This window comes from Massilia sp. (assembly GCF_046293535.1).
GTDB lineage: Bacteria > Pseudomonadota > Gammaproteobacteria > Burkholderiales > Burkholderiaceae_D > Telluria.
Genome location: NZ_JBKBOV010000052.1, coordinates 1 through 17,340 on the forward strand (window position 1 = coordinate 1; position 17,340 = coordinate 17,340).

The 17,340-nt window shown below is 67.1% G+C and carries 16 protein-coding genes and 1 pseudogene; 2 read left to right on the forward strand and 15 right to left on the reverse strand.

Going from position 1 to position 17,340, the window contains the following annotated elements:
* From ACK4S9_RS20585 to fliF, 10 genes and pseudogenes are all read right to left on the reverse strand, one after another.
* A pseudogene (locus ACK4S9_RS20585) lies at nucleotides 1-336 on the reverse strand (hypothetical protein); the annotation flags it as partial.
* Nucleotides 333-767 carry a flagellar motor switch protein FliN gene (fliN, locus tag ACK4S9_RS20590; RefSeq protein ID WP_409729388.1) on the reverse strand — a complete coding sequence of 145 codons (435 nt, stop codon included), beginning with the start codon at nucleotides 765-767 and terminating at the stop codon, nucleotides 333-335. The pseudogene ACK4S9_RS20585 and the gene fliN, both read right to left, overlap by 4 nt.
* A gap of 23 nt (nucleotides 768-790) precedes the next feature.
* Nucleotides 791-1,774 (reverse strand): flagellar motor switch protein FliM, encoded by a 984-nt coding sequence (gene fliM / locus ACK4S9_RS20595; protein ID WP_409729389.1) that lies wholly within the window; start codon nucleotides 1,772-1,774, stop codon nucleotides 791-793.
* Between the two features lie 10 nt (nucleotides 1,775-1,784).
* Nucleotides 1,785-2,312 (reverse strand): flagellar basal body-associated protein FliL, encoded by a 528-nt coding sequence (fliL, locus tag ACK4S9_RS20600; protein WP_409729391.1) that lies wholly within the window; start codon nucleotides 2,310-2,312, stop codon nucleotides 1,785-1,787.
* 257 nt (nucleotides 2,313-2,569) lie between these two features.
* Complete coding sequence (locus ACK4S9_RS20605) at nucleotides 2,570-3,823, reverse strand: flagellar hook-length control protein FliK (RefSeq protein ID WP_409729393.1); 1,254 nt, start codon at nucleotides 3,821-3,823, stop codon at nucleotides 2,570-2,572.
* Between the two features lie 20 nt (nucleotides 3,824-3,843).
* Complete coding sequence (fliJ, locus tag ACK4S9_RS20610) at nucleotides 3,844-4,287, reverse strand: flagellar export protein FliJ (protein WP_409729395.1); 444 nt, start codon at nucleotides 4,285-4,287, stop codon at nucleotides 3,844-3,846.
* 37 nt (nucleotides 4,288-4,324) lie between these two features.
* Nucleotides 4,325-5,722: a flagellar protein export ATPase FliI gene (fliI, locus tag ACK4S9_RS20615; protein ID WP_409729397.1), complete on the reverse strand. Its 1,398-nt coding sequence runs from the start codon at nucleotides 5,720-5,722 to the stop codon at nucleotides 4,325-4,327.
* 105 nt (nucleotides 5,723-5,827) lie between these two features.
* The gene (fliH, locus tag ACK4S9_RS20620) at nucleotides 5,828-6,541 is read right to left on the reverse strand and encodes a flagellar assembly protein FliH (RefSeq protein WP_409729398.1); all 714 of its coding nucleotides are present in this window, start codon (nucleotides 6,539-6,541) and stop codon (nucleotides 5,828-5,830) included.
* Complete coding sequence (gene fliG / locus ACK4S9_RS20625) at nucleotides 6,541-7,545, reverse strand: flagellar motor switch protein FliG (RefSeq protein ID WP_036212326.1); 1,005 nt, start codon at nucleotides 7,543-7,545, stop codon at nucleotides 6,541-6,543. Before fliG ends, fliH begins: the two co-directional genes overlap by 1 nt.
* Nucleotides 7,538-9,226 (reverse strand): flagellar basal-body MS-ring/collar protein FliF, encoded by a 1,689-nt coding sequence (gene fliF / locus ACK4S9_RS20630; protein WP_409729400.1) that lies wholly within the window; start codon nucleotides 9,224-9,226, stop codon nucleotides 7,538-7,540. The genes fliG and fliF overlap by 8 nt, the downstream gene beginning before the upstream one ends.
* A 175-nt stretch (nucleotides 9,227-9,401) precedes the next feature.
* Between fliF and fliE the strand changes: the two genes are divergently transcribed.
* Nucleotides 9,402-9,770, forward strand: a complete 369-nt coding sequence (fliE, locus tag ACK4S9_RS20635) for a flagellar hook-basal body complex protein FliE (protein WP_409729402.1) — start codon at nucleotides 9,402-9,404, stop codon at nucleotides 9,768-9,770.
* A 7-nt stretch (nucleotides 9,771-9,777) separates the two neighbouring features.
* Here fliE and ACK4S9_RS20640 read toward each other — a convergent pair whose 3' ends face one another.
* The 3 genes from ACK4S9_RS20640 to ACK4S9_RS20650 form a co-directional block, all read right to left on the reverse strand.
* Complete coding sequence (locus ACK4S9_RS20640; RefSeq protein ID WP_409729404.1) at nucleotides 9,778-12,444, reverse strand: EAL domain-containing protein; 2,667 nt, start codon at nucleotides 12,442-12,444, stop codon at nucleotides 9,778-9,780.
* Nucleotides 12,441-12,572: a hypothetical protein gene (locus ACK4S9_RS20645; protein WP_409729406.1), complete on the reverse strand. Its 132-nt coding sequence runs from the start codon at nucleotides 12,570-12,572 to the stop codon at nucleotides 12,441-12,443. Before ACK4S9_RS20645 ends, ACK4S9_RS20640 begins: the two co-directional genes overlap by 4 nt.
* Nucleotides 12,573-12,961: 389 nt before the next feature.
* On the reverse strand, nucleotides 12,962-13,423 hold the full coding sequence (locus ACK4S9_RS20650; protein ID WP_409729408.1) for an RrF2 family transcriptional regulator: 462 nt from the start codon (nucleotides 13,421-13,423) through the stop codon (nucleotides 12,962-12,964).
* A gap of 179 nt (nucleotides 13,424-13,602) precedes the next feature.
* On the opposite strand from ACK4S9_RS20650, the gene ACK4S9_RS20655 reads away from it, so the two are divergent.
* Complete coding sequence (locus tag ACK4S9_RS20655) at nucleotides 13,603-14,223, forward strand: LuxR C-terminal-related transcriptional regulator (RefSeq protein ID WP_409729410.1); 621 nt, start codon at nucleotides 13,603-13,605, stop codon at nucleotides 14,221-14,223.
* Between the two features lie 29 nt (nucleotides 14,224-14,252).
* On the opposite strand, the gene ACK4S9_RS20660 is transcribed toward ACK4S9_RS20655, so the two are convergent.
* Nucleotides 14,253-15,533 (reverse strand): diguanylate cyclase domain-containing protein, encoded by a 1,281-nt coding sequence (locus ACK4S9_RS20660; RefSeq protein WP_409729412.1) that lies wholly within the window; start codon nucleotides 15,531-15,533, stop codon nucleotides 14,253-14,255.
* A gap of 82 nt (nucleotides 15,534-15,615) precedes the next feature.
* On the reverse strand, nucleotides 15,616-17,265 hold the full coding sequence (locus ACK4S9_RS20665) for a PAS domain S-box protein (protein WP_409729414.1): 1,650 nt from the start codon (nucleotides 17,263-17,265) through the stop codon (nucleotides 15,616-15,618).
* Nucleotides 17,266-17,340: the final 75 nt, after the last annotated feature.

Consider the following 17,340-nt stretch of genomic DNA (forward strand, 5'->3'; position numbering starts at 1 on the left):
GGCGGCCGGCGCCGGGGCGGGCGTCTGCAGCGGCGCCGTGGCCGGGCCGGACGGCGCGGGACTGGCCGGCGTGGCCGGGCGGCCGGTGGTGGTGGCGCCGCGCGGCAGGGGCTGGGTTTCTTGCGATGCGGGCGCCGGGACCGGAATCGGTGCGGTGGCTGCGGGAGGGGCAGGTTCCGCGCGCGGCGCTGCCTGCTGGGTAACAGGCGCGCTTGGTTGTTGCTGGGTAGCCGGGGCCTGGTCGGCGCCGACGGGCGCCGCACAGGCCGCGAGCGGCGCGAACAGCAGCGCCGCCGCGAGCCGGCGAATGCGATGAGCGAAGTTGCTCGAGGTCATTTATTCAGTTTTCTGATCCGTTCCGATGGCGTAATGATATCAGTCAGACGGATACCGAACTTGTCGTTCACGACCACCACCTCGCCCTGTGCGATCAGGCAGCCATTGACCAGCACGTCCATCGGTTCGCCCGCCAGGCCATCGAGCTCCACCACGGAGCCTTGCGCCAGTTGCAGCAGGTTCTTGATCGCGATCTTGGTGCGGCCGAGTTCCACGGTCAGCTGGACCGGGATGTCGAGGATGAAGTCGATGTCATTCGGCGTGTCGGTGCGCGTGCCCTTGTTCGAGAAATCCTTGAACACGGCCGCGGTCGCGGTGGCTTGCTGCTGTTGCTGGCGTTCGAGCGCCGCCGCTTCGGCCGCGGCCTGCTCGGCAATCGCCGCGCCCCAATCGTCGTCGAGGCTGCTCTGGTCGTCCTGGGTGTCAGACATGGTGCTCTCCTGTTACTGCGTGTCTATTTGTTCAAACTGTCGCTGTTGGCGAGCAGCTTCTCGACCTTCAGCGCGTACTGGCCGTTGAAGACGCCATAGCTGCAATCCATCACCGGCACCCCGTCCACCGTCGCCTGGAGCATTTCCGGCACGGTGATCGGGATGATGTCGCCGACCTTCATGTTGAGAATCTCGTCGAAGTTGGCGCGGCCTTCGCCCAGCACCGCCACCAGCTCGACTTCGGCGACCTGGATCTGCTGGGTCATCAGGCGCACCCAGCGCTTGTCGACTTCGAGGGCCTCGCCCTGGATGCTCGAGGTCAGCGCGTCGCGGATCGGCTCGATCATGGAATAGGGCATGCAGAAGTGAATCTGGCCCGACACCGAACCGAGTTCGATGGTGAAGGTGCAGGACACCACGACCTCGTTCGGGGTCGCGATGTTGGCGAACTGCGTGTTCATCTCGGAGCGGATGTACTCGAACTCGATCGGGTACACCGGCTCCCACGACTTGGCGTAGGCCTCGAACACGATGTCGAGGATGCGCATGATGATGCGCTGCTCGGTCTGGGTGAAGTCGCGGCCTTCCACGCGGGTGTGGAAGCGGCCGTCGCCGCCGAACAGGTTGTCGACCAGCAGGAACACGAGGCCCGGATCGAACACCATCAGCGCCGTGCCGCGCAGCGGCTTCATGTGGATCAGGTTGAGGTTGGTGGGGACCACCAGGTTGCGGATGAACTCGCTGTACTTCGAGACCCGCACCGAGCCCACCGAGACCTCGGCGCTGCGGCGCAGGAAATTGAACAGGCCAACCCGCAGATACCTGGCGAAACGCTCGTTGATGATCTCGAGCGTCGGCATGCGGCCGCGGACGATCCGCTCCTGCGTTGCCAGGTTATAGGTGCGTACCCCCGAGGTGTCTTCAGGCGCCGCAATGTCGTCCTGATCGCCGTTGACCCCCTTGAGGAGGGCATCGACTTCTTCCTGTGAGAGGAAATTATCGGCCATGGTGCTTCAATTACTGGATGATGAACGAGGTGAACAACACGTCGGTGACGTCCTGCTCGTCGCCATCCTTGGCGAAGGGCTCCTGGACGATCGCCTGGATCTCGGCGGCGAGCTGCTGCTTGCCTTCGACCGTGCTGATTTCCGACGCCCGCTTGCCCGACAGGAGCAGCAGCACGCGGTTGCGCACGATCGCCATGTTGTCCTTGACCAGGGTCGCCTGTTCGGTGCCCGCCACCTGCAGGGTGAACTGCACCTGCAGGTATTGCTCGCCGTTTTCCGGCTGCAGGTTGACCGTGAAGGCCTCGACCGGCACGTATTCCGGCTTGACCCCGGTGTTCTTCTTTTTCTTCTTCGTTTCCTTCGGGCTATCGTGGGCCGCCGCGTCGCCGCCCTGCATGAAATACCAGGCCGCGCCGCCGCCACCGCCGAGCAGCAGCACGGCCGCCGCGGCGATCACGACCAGCTTCTTCTTGGAGCCGGCCGGGGCTGCCGCCGCTGCGTCCGCCTTCGGATCGACCTTTGCTTTTGCTTGCGCCATCGAGAGTTCTCTTTACTGCCTAAAAGAATGATTCCGTCATTATGGCATTATCGCCGGAGCGCCAAGCCCGCCAAGCCCGGAAAAGAGGGGAGAAGGGACGGCATTCCCGCTGATTGTTGCGCCTGTGTCTTGACGGTTTGGTAGGGTGGGCAGGTTTCCTGCCCACGCGGTGATAGTTAGCCAATGAAATAACGCGCGGGCCGATCTTGCTCGGTTTGAACGCGTGGGCGGGAGACCCGCCCACCCTACGGTATAGATTATGCGAAGGTGTCGACCAGACCGTTGTCGCCCAGGTGCACGGTCCGGGTAGCCGGCCGCGCAGCAGCGTCATCGCCCGCTGCAACCGTGCCGCCCGCGTTGCCAACACCGCCACCGTGTCCATGGCGCCGCTCCCCATCCTGCTGCGCCTGGCGCCCGTCCGGCATGCCGGCGTCGACGGTCGCGTTACCGAGCGCGATGCCGTTCTCGCCCATCATCTCGCGCAGGCGCGGGAGGGCATTTTCCAGGGCTTGGCGCACTTCCAGCTGGTTCGACGAAAACGCCACGCTGGCGCCGTCGTTGCTCACGTTGAGCACCACCTGCACCGGGCCGAGGTCAGGCGGGTTCAGCGTCAGGGTCGCGGCCTGCTCCTTGCCCACCATGTAGACGATGCGCTGGCTGACCTGGTTGTCCCAGGCCTGGGTGCCCAGGCGTGCCGGGATCCGGTCGCCCGGCATGGCGGCCGGGTTCGGCAGGGTATCGAGCTTGGCGGCTTGGGCCTGCAGCTGGGTGACGGCAGGCAGAGGCCCCTCCAGCTTCGCTGCCGCGCCGTCGCGCAGTTGCGGCTGGGCCTTGCCCGCATCCTGAGGCGCGAGCGCCTGCGCACCCTGTTGCTGCAGCGCCCGCAGGTCGGCGCCTTCCCGGTCCGCCGGCTGGACGCCGGCCGCCAGCGAGAAGCCGGCCGCGTCGCCTTCGGCGGCTGCGAGCGGATCCGTGGCCGCGGCGCTGCCGTCGGCCGCGCCGAGTTTCGCGAACGCGGACTGGAGCGCGGTGAGCTGCAATTCGGCGCTGCCGGCCGCGCTTGCCGCATCGGCCGCGAGCGGCGCCGCCGCGGGCGCCTGGGTCAGGGCGGCCATGAAGGCCAGCATGTCGGTCACCGGCGTGGTCGCCGCTTCCGCGGCGGCATTGGCCGATTCGGCGGCGCTGGCGTCCTTGGCCGGGTCGGCCGATTCGGCGCTGCCCGTTTGCTGCGCCGTCGCCGGCGCATCGGATGCCTCGTTCTGTTTCGCCGGCTCGCGGGCCGCGGGCTTCGCTCCCTGGGCTGCCGGCTTGTCGGCCTGCCTGGCCGGCGCCGCCGGCTTGTTGGCCGGGGCGGGGGCCGGCGCCGGTGTCGGCGCCATGGCGCGCGACAGCGTGGCGCCGAAGCCCTCGGCATTGGGGGCTTGCACGCCCGCCGCGGCATGGCGTGGCGGCTGCGCCAGCGCGCCGGCGCCGGAAACCTGGAACGGAAGGGTAGTGGTCGGCATCGTCATGATGGGAGATCGGCCTAAAGTCAGCGTTGTTTGTAGCGGGCGCCACGGGCTGCGTGGTCGTCCATCAGTTTCTGGTCGCGCTTGTTCTCGAGCGCCAGCGCCTGGCTTGCGGCGCGCTCGTTCAGGGTGCGGTAGGACAGGCGCTTGCGCTCGCTTTCCTGCCATGCCTTCTTTTCCACGTCCGCCTTGTACTGCGCATGCTTGATCACTTCGCGCTGGCCGATGATGGCGTTGTCCAGCTTGCCGATGAAGGCCACGAAGTTGTGGTACGCGAAGGGCGTGATGCCCGCCATCTGCGCCGCGTCGAGCTTGCGCACGTACTCGTCGCGGTAGCCATCGAGCATGACCAGCTTCTGCTCGGCGTCTTCCACGGCCTTGAGGGCCGCGCCCAGGCGCTTGGCGATTGCGTCGGAATCGCGCTGCGCAAGGTCGATCAGGGTCTCGAGGGCGGAAGAAGTAGCCATACAGGGTCAGAGTATAGTTCCGCCCGGCATTTTTCGATCACTGGAATAGAGAGGTTAACTGCCCCAAGCTTTCCAGCATGCCCGCGTTGTCGTGGATTTCCTGGCACAGGAACTGTTCGATCTGCTCGTGCTTGGCGATTGCCTGGTCCAGCACCGGATCGCTGCCGGCGGCATAGGCGCCCACGCTGATCAGGTCGCGCGAGCGCTGGTAGCGCGAGTACAGCTGCTTGAGCTTGCGCGCCGCCAGTTGGTGTTCGTGCGAGGTAATCGAGTGCATCGCCCGCGAGATCGACTGCTCGATGTCGATCGCCGGGTAGTGGCCGGCTTCGGCCAGGTGGCGGTTCAGGACGATGTGGCCGTCCAGGATGCCGCGCGCCGCGTCGGCGATCGGGTCTTGTTGATCATCGCCCTCGGACAAGACGGTGTAGAAGGCGGTGATCGAGCCGCCGCCCTCGACGCCGTTGCCGGCGCGTTCCACCAGCACCGGCAGCTTGGCGAACACCGACGGCGGATAGCCCTTGGTGGCGGGCGGCTCGCCGATCGCCAGGGCGATCTCGCGCTGGGCCATGGCGTAGCGGGTCAGCGAATCCATGATCAGGAGGACGTTCTTGCCCTGCTCGCGGAAGTGTTCGGCGATCGCGGTGGCGTAGGCCGCGCCCTGCAGGCGCATCAGCGGCGGGGAGTCGGCCGGCGCGGCCACCACCGCCGAGCGGGCGCGGCCTTCCGGGCCGAGGATCTGCTCGATGAATTCCTTGACTTCGCGTCCGCGTTCGCCGATCAGGCCGACGACGATCACGTCGGCGGTGGTGTAGCGCGCGATCATCCCCAGCAGGACCGATTTGCCGACGCCGGTGCCGGCGAACAGGCCGAGGCGCTGGCCGCGGCCGACCGTCAGCATGGCGTTGATGGCGCGCACGCCGACGTCCAGGGTTTCCGAGATCGGGGCGCGGTCGAGCGGGTTGATCGGGCGTGCGTTCAGGGGCCCCACTTCGTCCGTGCCGAGCGGACCCTTGCCGTCCAGCGGGCGGCCGGCGCCGTCCACCACGCGGCCGAGCAGCTGCATGCCGACCGGCAGGTGGCGCGCACGGTCGCTCGGGCGGCGGCGCGGATGCTGCACGCTGCCCGGTTTCGGCCGGGCGGACTCGACCGGGAACACGCGCGAGCCGGGCACCACGCCTTCGACGTCGCTCTGCGGCATCAGGAACAGGCGCTCGCCTTCGAAACCGACCACTTCGGCCTCGATTTTCAAGCCATTGGCCACCGGGATGGTGCAGGCGCTGCCCACGGCCAGCTTCAGGCCGACGCATTCCATCACCAGTCCGGCCACGCGCGTGACGCGGCCCGAGACCTGGAGCGGTTCGGCCAGGCCGACGAGGGAGTCGCAGTCCTTGATGAAGGATTTCCAGCGGGCGGTGTGGCGGTCGGTTGTCGTCATTTCGTAGGGTGGGCGGCTTCGCCGCCCACGCGGTGATCGCCGAAATAAATTATGTCGCGGCCGTGCCGACGATGGTTGACCGCGTGGGCGGGAGACCCGCCCACCCTACGACAACCAATCAACATTACTCTGGAGGGCATGGGTCAATCGCGCCCAGCGCGCCTGCGCCTGCGCATCGATCTGGTTGCTGGCGGTATCCACCTTGCAGCCGCCACGTCCCAGGGCCGCGTCCTCGACGATGCGCCAGCCGCCCTTGACCAGCTCCTGTCCCATGGCCTGGCGCACGATCTCGGCGTCCTCCGGGTGCAGGGTGAGCGTGGCCGGCTGGGCCAGCACCGGCAGGTAGCCGATCGCTTCCTGCACCACCGGCAGGATCAGTTCCGGGCGCACCTCGAAGGCCGTGCGCACCATTCCCCGCGCCAGGCGCAGGGCCAGTTCCAGCACGTCGTGCGCGATGGTCTCGTCGGCCTGCACCACGGCCTCGCTGAAGGTCGCGGCGATCGCGCGCAGGTGTTCCAGCTCGGCTTCGGCTTCGATCTGGCCGGCCCGGGCGCCGTCGGCATAGCCCTCGGCATGGCCGGCCGCGCGGCCCTCTTGCAGGCCTTCGGCATAGCCCTCGGCGCGCGCCTGCTCGCGGATCGCTTCCAGTTCTTCCGCAGTCGGTAGCGCGATGTGCGGGACGATTTCCACGGGCTCCGGCGCCGGGGGCGGGGCAGGCGGCGTCGTGGCGGCGCGGCGCGCCTGGGTGCTCGGGCGCTCGTCGCCGAACGAGGTCATTTCCCAGCGCTGGTAGGCGCTTTGCTGTTCCTTCGGGATCATCAGATGAACGAATCCTCGCCTTTACCGCCCAGCACGATCTGGCCTTCGTCCGCCAGGCGGCGCACGATCTGCAGGATCTGCTTCTGCTGGGTTTCCACCTCCGACAGGCGCACCGGACCTTTGGATTCCAGGTCCTCGCGCATCATTTCGCCCGCGCGCTGCGACATGTTCTTGAAGATCTTCTCGCGCAGGTCCTGCGAGGCGCCCTTGAGCGCGATGATCAGCATCTCGGACTGCACTTCGCGCAGCAGCAGTTGGATGCCGCGGTCGTCGATGTCGATGATGTTGTCGAACACGAACATCTCGTCCATGATCTTCTGCGCCATGTCGTTGTCGTAGTTCTTGATGTTGTCCATGACGGCCGCTTCCTGCTCGCCGCTCATGAAGTTCAGGATCTCGGCCGCGGTGCGCACGCCGCCCAGCGAGGATTTCTTGATGTTCTCGTTGCCCGACAGGAGCTTGGTCAGCACGTCGTTCAGTTCGCGTAAAGCAGCAGGCTGCACGCCGTCCAGCGTGGCGATGCGCAGCACCACGTCGTTGCGCAGGCGCTCGGTGAAGTGGGCCAGGATCTCGCAGGCCTGGTCGCGCTCGAGGTGCACCAGGATGGTGGCGATGATCTGCGGGTGCTCGTTGCGGATCAGTTCCGCCACCGAGGGCGAGTCCATCCACTTCAGGCTTTCGATGCCCGAGGCGTCCTTGCCGCCCAGGATGCGGTTGAGCAGCACGGCGGCCTTGTCGTCGCCCAGCGCCTTGGTCAGCACCTGGCGGATGTATTCGTCCGAATCGAGACCGACGTTCGAATGCAGGTTGGTCTCTTCCACGAAGGCTTCCAGCACCTTGACCACCTCGGTGTGCTGCACCGACTTCATCTGGGCCATCGCGGCGCCGAGCTTCAGCACTTCGCGCGGGCCCAGGAACTTCATCACTTCGGCCGCTTCCGCTTCGCCCAGGGCCAGCATCAGGATCGCTGCCTGCTGTACGCCTTCCTTGTCCTTGTCACTCATTTGATCCCAACCATGCCTTGATTACGTTTGCAACGATCCGCGGGTCTTCGCGGGCCAGGTCCTGCGCCAGCTGCAGGTTCGCCCGGTAGCCCTGGGCGCGGCGTTCGACTTCCTGTTCCTCGAGCTCTTCCGGATCGGGCTCGCGCTCGTCTTCGGGAATCTCTTCCTCTTCCGGTTCCGGTTCCGGCGGCAGGGCGGTGACCTCGTCGAACTTCTTGATCGCCGGGCGCATCAGCGGCAGCAGGATGCGGTAGTAGAGGAAGGCCAGCACCGCGAACAGCAGCAGGTACTTGCCGATTTCCTTGGCCAGCGGCAGGTTGGCCGGATCGCGCCACCAGTCGAGGCTAGGAGGCGTGTCGTCCGGGCGGTCGACGCCGTCGAACGGAGCGTTGGCCACGTTCAGGGTGTCGCCGCGCTGCTGCGAGTAGCCCATCGCCTGCTTGACCAGTTCGTTGATCTGGGCGACTTCGGCGGCGCTCAGGGGCTTGACCGTGATCTTGCCGGTCTGCGGGTCGACCGAGCGGCGGTAGTTCACCACCACGCCCACCGTCAGGCGCTTGATGCCGCCCATCGGGCGCTGCTCGTAGCGGATGGTCTTGTCGACTTCGTAGTTGGTGGTCGCGTCCTTGCGGGTCGGGCCGGTCGCCGGCGCCGCGCCGCCTGGGGCCAGGCCGTCGATCGGCGCGGTGGCCACGCCCGGCGGCTGGTTCGACAGCGCGCCCGGCACGCCCGAAGCGCCCCCGCCCGGCTGGGTCGATTCCGAGGTCTGCTGGCTGCGGATCGCCTGCGGTTCCGGCGGCGAATTCGGCTTGTACATCTCGGCCGCGGTGTCGACCTGGGCGAAGTCGATCTCGGCGGTCGCTTCGGCGCGCACGTTTTCCTTGCCCACCAGCGGGGCGATGATCGATTCGACCTGCTTGATGATGTTCTGCTGGACCTGCTCGACGTACTTGAGCTGGGTGGCGTCCAGGCCCTTGTGGCCGGGTCCCTTGTTGCCGGTGTCGGACAGCAGGTTGCCGTTCTGGTCGACCACGGTGACGTTGCCGACGGTGAGTTCCGGCACGCTCGAGGCGACCAGGTGGACGATGGCGCTGACCTGGCCCGGATCGAGGGCGCGGCCCGCCTGCAGGGTCAACACCACCGACGCGGTGGGTTTCTGCTGGTCGCGCACGAAGACCGAGGGCTTCGGCATGGCCAGGTGCACGCGCGCGCCGCTGACCGGGCCGAGCGACTGGATCGAGCGCGCCAGCTCGCCTTCCAGCGAACGCTGGTAGTTCACCTGTTCCAGGAACTGCGACACGCCCAGCTTCTGGTTTTCCATCAGTTCGAAGCCGACGTTGCCGCCCTTCGGCAGGCCCTGGGCGGCCAGCTTCAGGCGCAGGTCGTGGATCTGCTCGGCGGGCACCAGGATCGCGCTGCCGCCGTCCGAGAACTTGTACTTGACCCCCATCTGGTCGAGCGAGGCGGTGATGGCGCCGCCGTCGCGGTCGCTGTAGTTCGAGAACAGCACGCGGTATTCCGGCGCCTGGCTCCACATCCACAGGGCGATCATGATGGCGCTGACCAGCGCGATCCCGCCGCCGATGACGACGCGCTTGCCCATGGTGGTCTGCAAAAAGCCCTGTTTCGCCTCTTGCTCGGGCGCCGGGGTGTCGGTCAGTTCATCAGCAACTGCTGCCATGGTCGGTAATGTAGGGGGGAAGTAGGAGAGTAGCCATGATTATGAAGCCACAGAGCAACATTCAAACGGTGAAACAGGGGTGGAAATCCGTGCTTCTTCGCACGAGGAATGTGCGCGGGCGCTGGTAATCTGGCAGGGTGAAAAAAGTGAAACCCTCGGCAGGCAGGAGCGAACGATGAGTATTGGCGGAATCGGCGGCATCGACAGCAGCCGCATCCAGGCGATGATGGAACAGCTGAAAGCCGCGGCAAGCAAGCCGGCGGCCGGTCCGGTCGCGCCGGCGGGCCTGGGCAATGTCGCGCCCCAGGGCGGCGTGGCCAAGCTCGATTTCGCCGATGCCCTCAAGACCTCGCTCCAGCAGGTCAGCAATACCCAGAAGCAGGCGCAGGAACTCGGCCAGCGCTTCGCGCTGGGGGACGATACCGTGAGCCTGTCCGATACGATGATCGCGATGCAGAAATCCAGCATCGCTTTCCAGGCAACGGTACAAGTTCGCAACAAGCTGGTGTCGGCCTATCACGACATCATGAACATGCAGGTGTAAGCCAGCGTCAAGCACATTGGCGGCCGTACCAGGCCTCCAGTCCCGGCGCCGGCAGCGGCCGGCTGAAGTGATATCCCTGTCCCGACTGGCAACCGCGCTCGCGCAGGTAGTGCAGCGCCGCCGCCGTTTCGATCCCTTCCGCGACCAGTTCCAGGTCCAGGCTCCTGGCCAGTGCGATGACGGCGTCGATGACGGCGCGGCTCGCATGGTCGGTCTCGAGACGGCGCACGAAGGACTGGTCGATTTTCAGCTTGTCCAGGGGAAGCGTGGACAGGCTGCTCAGGCTGGAATACCCGGTGCCGAAGTCGTCGAGCGCGATCTTGACGCCCAGCGCCCTGATCTCGTGCAGGACGGCGACCGATTCGGCCAGGTTCTCCATGATCGCGGTTTCGGTCAGTTCGAGCACCAGCCGGCGCGGGTTCATGCCGGAAGAGGCGATCAGTTCCCGGATGAAGGCGGCAAAGCCGGCGCGCCGGAACTGGATCGCCGAGACGTTGATCGACACCGTCAGGGCCAGTCCCGCCGCCTCCCAGGCCACCTGCTGGCGGCATGCCTCCTGCGCCGCCCACGCTCCCAGTGGAGCGATCAGCCCGCAACTTTCCGCGATCGGAATGAAGGTGGCGGGCCCGACCTGGGGCGCCAGCCCGTCTTCCAGGCGCACCAGCGCCTCGGCGCCGTCCATCAGGCCGGTCGCCAGGTTCACGATCGGCTGGTAATGCAGGCGCAGGCCATCGTGATCGATGGCCTGCTGCAGGCGATGCTGCACGCTCAGCGTGAACTGGGCCTGCTCCCCCATCTCGTGCGAATACAGCCTGGCGCCGGCCCGGCCGCTTTGCTTGGCCGCCAGCATGGCCATGTCGGCGGCATGGATCAGGGCGCTGGCCGTCTCGCCGTGCTGCGGGAACAGGCTGATGCCGACCGAGGCCGACAGGGCCACTTCGATATTGCCGAGGCTGACGGGAGCCGCCACCGCCCGGATGATCGTGTCCGCCATCCGCACCGGATCGCGCACGTTGCCGTCGCCCATGATGAGCATGAACTCGTCTCCCCCCGCACGCGCCAGCAGGCCGCGGCCGGCCGTGCAGGCCTGCAGACGCGCAGCGATTTCCCGCAGCACGCGGTCGCCCACGTCATGCCCATGGATGTCGTTGACCGGCTTGAAGCGGTCCAGGTCGATGAACAGCAGGGAGCCGCCGGTTTCCCAGCCGGGTCCGCGCGCCAGTGCGCTTTCCAGGAAGGCCAGGGCCTGGGTGCGGTTCGCCAGCCCGGTCAGCGCATCGTGCGCGGCGGCCCAGCGTACCGCCTGCTCGGCCTGGCGCCGTTCGCTGATGTCGCGCGGCGCCACGTGCATCAGCCACTCGCCGCGGTGCTGCAGCACGGTGGCGCTGATCTCGACCGGGAATTCGCTCCCGTTCTTGCAGCGGTACACCCGCTCGAAGGGCGGAGGCGGGTGCGGCGAGTGGCGGCAGATGTCGAACACGCTGCGCAGCAGCTCCGGCGCGGTGGGCAGGTCGAGGTCGAACAGCGTCATCGCCAGCAGCTCGCCGTTGCGGTAGCCGAGGCGTTCGCAGGCCATCCGGTTGGCGTAACGGATGGCGCCGCGTTCGTCGAGCAGCAGCAGCATTTCGTTGCTGTGTTCGCTGAAGAACTTGAACTGTTGTAGCTCGTCCTGTTGCGCGCGCAGGTCGGCGTCGCGCTGGCGCAGCAGTTCGGCAGCCTGTTCCATGGCGCCGCCGAGCTGGACCGCCTCGAGCACGTGCAGCGGCTTGCGCGCCTGCGCGCCGCCGTGGCCGAGGGCATACGCCTGTTCGATCAGGACGTGGAAGGACCTGGCAATCGAGCTTCCCATGCGGCGCGCCAGCAGCAGCCCGGCGGCGAACAGGAGCGTCACCAGGATGCCGAGGAAGGCCAGTTTCTGCAGCAGCGGCATCAGGATCTGCTGGCGCGGAATCCCGATGATGCTGGTGTAGCCGGTTTCCGGCGAGCGCACGAAGACCGTGAAGTTGCGCATCCCGTCCTGGGTGAGGTGTTCCACCGTCCCGACGCTCTGGCGGGCGACCTCCTCGCGCAGGGTGGCGCGGGCCGGCTTTCCGACCAGGCTGGCGGCATTGCGGTTGCGCCCCATGATGACCCCCTGGCGGTCGAGCAGGCTGGCGAGCCAGCCGTCCGGCAGCTTGTGGTCGGACAGCTGCGCGCTCAGCTGGGAAGCGGGAACGGCGATGGCCAGTGCGTACGTGGTCTTGCCGCCGCCCGTCACCGGCACGTAGACGGCCAGCACCGGCCCGGCTGCGCCGGCGCCTGCCAGGACGTTCGACAGGAAGGGCTGCCCGGTCGCGAACACCTGCGCCACCGCGGCGGCGTGCGCGGATGTCTTCGCGAGCGGGTCGCCACTGCCCGTGAGGCTGGCGAACAGGCTGCCGTCGGCCTGGTACAGCGCCGCCGCGCCGCCGGCGGCGGCAGCGGACATGAGGTGGGCCGCCTGGCGCCGGAAGGCGGCGAGCTGCCCCGGCAAGCCGTCGCCAACCTCCGCCAGCGCGCGTGCCAGGTCGCGGGTACGCAGCAGGTGGGCGTCGGTGTGCACCATGATCGACTGCGCCATCTTGATCGTGTCTTCGGTCTGGCGGCTGCGCTCCTCGCGGTATTCCAGGGCGATGAAAAAGGCAATGCCGATCACCCCGGCAGCAGGCAGGCCAGCACCAGGATGCGCAGGAAATGCGCCACCGGACGCTGGCGGGTGGCCGGCGGGGAGGCCGGCGGCAGCGCGGCAGGTCCGGACACGGCGTTCGATTCGGAAGGCATCATGGGCTTTGCAGGAAGGGCCGGGTCTCGTTTCGGATGCCTTATGGCAACTCATATGGTAGTGCAGAAACAGCCGCGTTTGCTGCTCGCGCCCCGCGTTTCAAGCAGAACGATGCATGCTTACAACTGTCTGACTGCTGCTCAGGCTGGCAATCCCATATCCGTTTCGGGCGCGGGTTTACGGGCGGAATTCGGTCGAACGCAGCGTTCGGCAAGGAGTTTTAGAAGCACAGTTTGCCCAACTGAAACCGAATTTGATTAATTTGAGTGAAAGCTGCGCTTGAATCCCATTATACGATGCGATCAGGTAAGGAAACGCAAGATCTTATCGATTTTTCGGGGATTTCATCATTTTTCCGACGGGCCGGGGGGAAGGCCAGGCGGCAGGCTGCTCAGGCGGCCTGGATTTCCTTGCGTTGGAACGTCACCGGCATGCTGCCGTCGCGCGGGCTTGGCTCCGGCAGCAGCGAGGCCAGGGTATGGCGGTCCAGCTCGGCGAGATAGGCCGTGGTCGCATTCGAGAGCACGCCCTTGAGCGCACAGGCCTTCACCAGCCCGCACGGATTGCCGTTCGGGTCGAAGCATTCGGCCATGTAGAAATCGCTCTCGCTCTGGCGCACCACCGCGCCGATGTTGATGTCTTCCGGTTTGTGCGCCAGGCGGAAGCCGCCGTTGCGGCCGCGGACGGTCTCGATGACGCCGTTGCGCCCCAGTTCGTGCACCACCTTCATCAGGTGGTTCTTCGAAATGTTGTGCAGGTTCGCGATTTCCTGGATCGTGACGAGCCGCCCCGGATTGCTGCCGAGGTGGAGCAGGGTCCGCAAGGTGTAGTCGGTGAAGGAAGTCAGGCGCATGATCAGGGAAGTATACCCGAAGCATCCCGCCGTCGGGCACGACATCGTATGCGGGGTGCATACATGTTAACCAGTCATTACAAACCATTACTTGATTTGCTGTTCTTGTCGTTTCAATATGTCGGGAGTTTGGCCGCCCGAGGCCGCCGTCGTCTGCCGCCTTCTGCCGGAGTATGCACATGCAAGCAATCTCTTCCGCCGTCCACATCATGCACGCCGACCCGATCATGACCGTCGGGCTGCACGCCATCCTCGCCGGCCAGCCGGGCCTGCGGGTCACCACCCAGCTGCGCCAGCCCGAGGCGCAGCAGGTGGCGCGCGTGCTGGTGACCGATTACGACACCGGCATCAAGCTGGCGCGCAAGCCGTCGCCCGGCAGCCAGGCTCCCTGCGTGCTGGTCGTGACCCAGTTCGACAAGGAGTGGGAAGTACGCCTGGCGATGGATGCCGGCGTGGCCGGCTACCTGCTGCAGTCCTGCGGCACCGACGAACTGGCGCACGCGGTCGAGCAGCTGGCGCGCGGCCAGCGCTACCTGAGCGAGTCGATGACGCGCAGCGTCGCCGACAGCCTCACCCGCGAATCGCTCACCGGGCGCGAGACCGACGTGCTGCAGTTGCTGGCGCAAGGCTGCTGCAACAAGTCGATCGCGCGCAAGCTGGGCATCGGCGTGGGCACCGTGAAGACCCACGTGAAGGGCGTGATGAGCAAGCTCGACGCCACCGCGCGCACCCATGCGGTGGTGGTCGCGACCCAGCGCGGCCTGATCCGCCCCGGCGGCGGCGCCGGCATGTCCGCCTAGGTGCGCAGGGCGCTGCCGCGGCAGCGGAGTCAGGCGCCGGACAGCACCCACTGCCCCTCGTGCTGGTAGGCCGCGCAGTTCTTGCCGGCGTTCTTGGCCGTGTACATCGCCGCATCGGCGCGCGAGCGCAACTGGTCGGCGCTTTCGCCCGGCCGATGCAGCGCCATCCCGATGGTGGCGCCGGGCTGGGTCCGGCCCCCGGTTTCCGGGTAGGGGCGGGCAGCGGGCCGCAGGATCCGCTGCGCTACCTGGAGCGCCTCGGGCCACGGCGTGTGAAGGCGGTCGAGCAGGACCACGAATTCGTCGCCGGCCAGCCGCGCCACGGTGTCGACCTGCCGCACCGCGTCAAGCAGGCGCCGGCCGAAGGCGACCAGCACCGCATCGCCCGCTGCATGGCCGCAGATGTCGTTGACGGCCTTGAAACCGTCCAGGTCGATGAACATCAGCACCACCGGACGCGGCGCGCACGGCAGGGTGCCCAGCACCTGCTGGAGCCGTCCCGTGAACTCGTAGCGGTTGGGCAGGCCGGTGAGGAAGTCGTGGGTGGCCCGGTAGTGCAGTTCCTCGGACAGGCGGCGCGTCTGTTCCTCGGATTCGATCTGCTCGGTGACGTCGCGTCCCGAGCAGAACATGCGCCCGTCCGACGCCACCCGGGTACTCCATTCGATCCAGCGCCAGCCGCCGTCGGCATGGCGGTAGCGGTTGCGAAAGCCCAGCACCGCGCCGCCGCTGGCCAGTTCGCCGGCCTTTTCCAGGGTGCGCGCGCGGTCGTCCGGATGGAGGAAATCGACGAAAGGGCGCGACATCAGCACCGCTTCGTCCCAGCCCAGCAGATCGCGCCAGGCCGGATTGACCTGCATGATATAGGCGTCGGGGCTGGAGATCGACAGCAGGTCCGGGGCGAGGGCGAACAGCGCATCGCGGTCCTCGATCGCCTTCTTCTGGGCCGTGATGTCGATCACCTGGGCGATCAGGCACTCCGGGCGGCCGGCATCGTCGCGGCACAGCGTCACCGTGAGCAGGCCCCAGACCACGGCGGCGTCGGGCCGGCGGTAACGCTTCTCGAGGCAGTAGGAGTCGAGTTCGCCGGCCAGCATCCGCTCCAGGAAGGCCAGGTCGGCCTCGAGATCGGCCGGATGGGTGACGTCGCGGTAGCTCAGGGCCAGCAGTTCGGCGCGCGGATAAGCCAGGAAGGTGCACAGCGCCTCGTTGAACTCGAGCCAGCGGCCTTGCAGGTCGAGCAGCGCCATGCCGACGGCCGACCTGGCGAAGGCGGCAAGAAAGTGGCAGGAGGGGGCGGGGCTCGGCATGGGCGGCACACACATCGTGAGGTAGCGCCAGTGTAGCCGATTTATTTTTTTTGCTACTAGAAAGATTGCATTATGTAAATACTCAGGCCCCGCGCACTACCCACCGCCCGTCGCCTTCGTAGGCGGCGCGGTTCTTGCCCGCGTTCTTGGCCACGTACATGGCGGCGTCGGCGCGCGAGAGCAGCCGGTCGGCGCTGTCGCCCGGATGGTGCAGCGCCATCCCGATGCTGGCGCCGGGCTCGGTGCGCCCCGCGACCTCGGGGTAGGGCTGGGCGGCCGCGAGCAGGATCTTGTCGACCACCTGGCCGGCGTCGTGGCAGGGATCGTGCAGGTGGTCGAGCAGGACCACGAACTCGTCGCCCGCCAGCCGCGCCACCCCGTCGGTGCGCCGCACCGATGCCATGAGACGGCGGCCGAAGGCGATCAGCACCGCGTCGCCGGTTTCGTGGCCGCACAGGTCGTTGACCGCCTTGAAGCCGTCCAGGTCGATGAACAGCAGCCCCAGCGGACGCGGCTCGCGCCCGAGCGCGTCGATCGCTTGCTGCAGGCGGCCCATGAATTCGTAGCGGTTGGGCAGGCCGGTGAGGAAGTCGTGGGTGGCGCGGTGGTGCAGTTCCTTGGACATGCGGCGCTGCTCGGACACGTCGCGCATGAAGGCGGTGAAGTAGCGTTCGCCCTTGAGAGGCACCACGCCCACCGTGATCTCGACCAGGATCTCGCTGCCGTCCTTGCGCAGGGCCGGCAGCTCGACCCGCTTGCGCGAGGCCGCGACCATGCGCTTGCTCAGGAAGGCCTGGACGCCGTCGTGGTGGCGCCGGCGCATCCGCTCCGGCGTGATCAGCTCGGCCATCGGCTGGCCGATCGCCTCCTGCGCGCTCCAGCCGAAGGTGGCTTCGGCCTGCTTGTTCCATTCGGTGATGATGCCCTGCTCGTTCATGCCGAGGAAGGCATCGTTGGCGTTCTCGACCAGCAGGCTGATCTTCTGCTCCTGGCTGCGCAGCCGTTCCTCGTCCTCGACCTGGCCGCTGACGTCGCGCACCGAGCAGTACAGCAGCTCCGCCCCGACCGCGCGCGTGTTCCATTCGAGCCAGCGGTAGCCGCCGCGCGCATGGCGGTAGCGGTTGCGAAAGCCCTTGGCCACGCCGCCGCGGTAGATCTTGTCGGCTTCGCGCAGCGAGGCGGCGCGGTCGTCGGGATGGATGAAATCGATGAAGGGCTGGGTGGTCAATTCGTCCTGGGTCCAGCCCAGCGCGTCGGTCCAGGCTGGATTCACCTGGCGCAGGTAGCCGTCCTTGCCGACGATCGCCAGCAGGTCGGGCGACAGGGTGAAGAAGGCGTCGCGTTCCTCGACCGTCTTCTTCTGTTCGGTGACGTCGAGCAGTTGGGCGATCAGGCATTCCGGGGCGCCGCCCGCGTCGCGGCTGAGCGACACCGTCAGCAGGCCGCAGACCACGCGGCCGTCGGCATGGCGGTAGCGCTTTTCCAGGTTGTAGGAGTCGATCTCGCCCGCCAGCACCCGGTTGAGCAGGGTCAGGTCGGCGGGCAGGTCATCCGGGTGAGAAATGTCCTGGAGGCCGAGCGTCATCAGCTCGTCGCGGCCATGGCCCAGGATCCGGCATAGCGCCGGGTTGACCTCGATCCACAGGCCGTCGAGGCCGACGACTGCCATGCCCACCGACGAGTGGGCGAACGCGGTGTAGAACAGGTCGGTGGTCGGGGTGTGCATCGGCATCTGGGCACCAGGGTAGCGAGATACCGAAGTGTAGCCTATCTACCGTTCAACAACCATCAACATTGCCAAATGGTA

Bases quoted from the DNA above. Each gene is read 5' to 3' on its own strand.
- fliN (WP_409729388.1), bottom strand. From the start codon at position 767: ATGTCTGACACCCAGGACGACCAGAGCAGCCTCGACGACGATTGGGGC.
- fliM (WP_409729389.1), bottom strand. From the start codon at position 1,774: ATGGCCGATAATTTCCTCTCACAGGAAGAAGTCGATGCCCTCCTCAAG.
- fliL (WP_409729391.1), bottom strand. From the start codon at position 2,312: ATGGCGCAAGCAAAAGCAAAGGTCGATCCGAAGGCGGACGCAGCGGCG.
- ACK4S9_RS20605 (WP_409729393.1), bottom strand. From the start codon at position 3,823: ATGACGATGCCGACCACTACCCTTCCGTTCCAGGTTTCCGGCGCCGGC.
- fliJ (WP_409729395.1), bottom strand. From the start codon at position 4,287: ATGGCTACTTCTTCCGCCCTCGAGACCCTGATCGACCTTGCGCAGCGC.
- fliI (WP_409729397.1), bottom strand. From the start codon at position 5,722: ATGACGACAACCGACCGCCACACCGCCCGCTGGAAATCCTTCATCAAG.
- fliH (WP_409729398.1), bottom strand. From the start codon at position 6,541: ATGATCCCGAAGGAACAGCAAAGCGCCTACCAGCGCTGGGAAATGACC.
- fliG (WP_036212326.1), bottom strand. From the start codon at position 7,545: ATGAGTGACAAGGACAAGGAAGGCGTACAGCAGGCAGCGATCCTGATG.
- fliF (WP_409729400.1), bottom strand. From the start codon at position 9,226: ATGGCAGCAGTTGCTGATGAACTGACCGACACCCCGGCGCCCGAGCAA.
- fliE (WP_409729402.1), top strand. From the start codon at position 9,402: ATGAGTATTGGCGGAATCGGCGGCATCGACAGCAGCCGCATCCAGGCG.
- ACK4S9_RS20645 (WP_409729406.1), bottom strand. From the start codon at position 12,572: ATGATGCCTTCCGAATCGAACGCCGTGTCCGGACCTGCCGCGCTGCCG.
- ACK4S9_RS20650 (WP_409729408.1), bottom strand. From the start codon at position 13,423: ATGCGCCTGACTTCCTTCACCGACTACACCTTGCGGACCCTGCTCCAC.
- ACK4S9_RS20655 (WP_409729410.1), top strand. From the start codon at position 13,603: ATGCAAGCAATCTCTTCCGCCGTCCACATCATGCACGCCGACCCGATC.
- ACK4S9_RS20660 (WP_409729412.1), bottom strand. From the start codon at position 15,533: ATGCCGAGCCCCGCCCCCTCCTGCCACTTTCTTGCCGCCTTCGCCAGG.
- ACK4S9_RS20665 (WP_409729414.1), bottom strand. From the start codon at position 17,265: ATGCCGATGCACACCCCGACCACCGACCTGTTCTACACCGCGTTCGCC.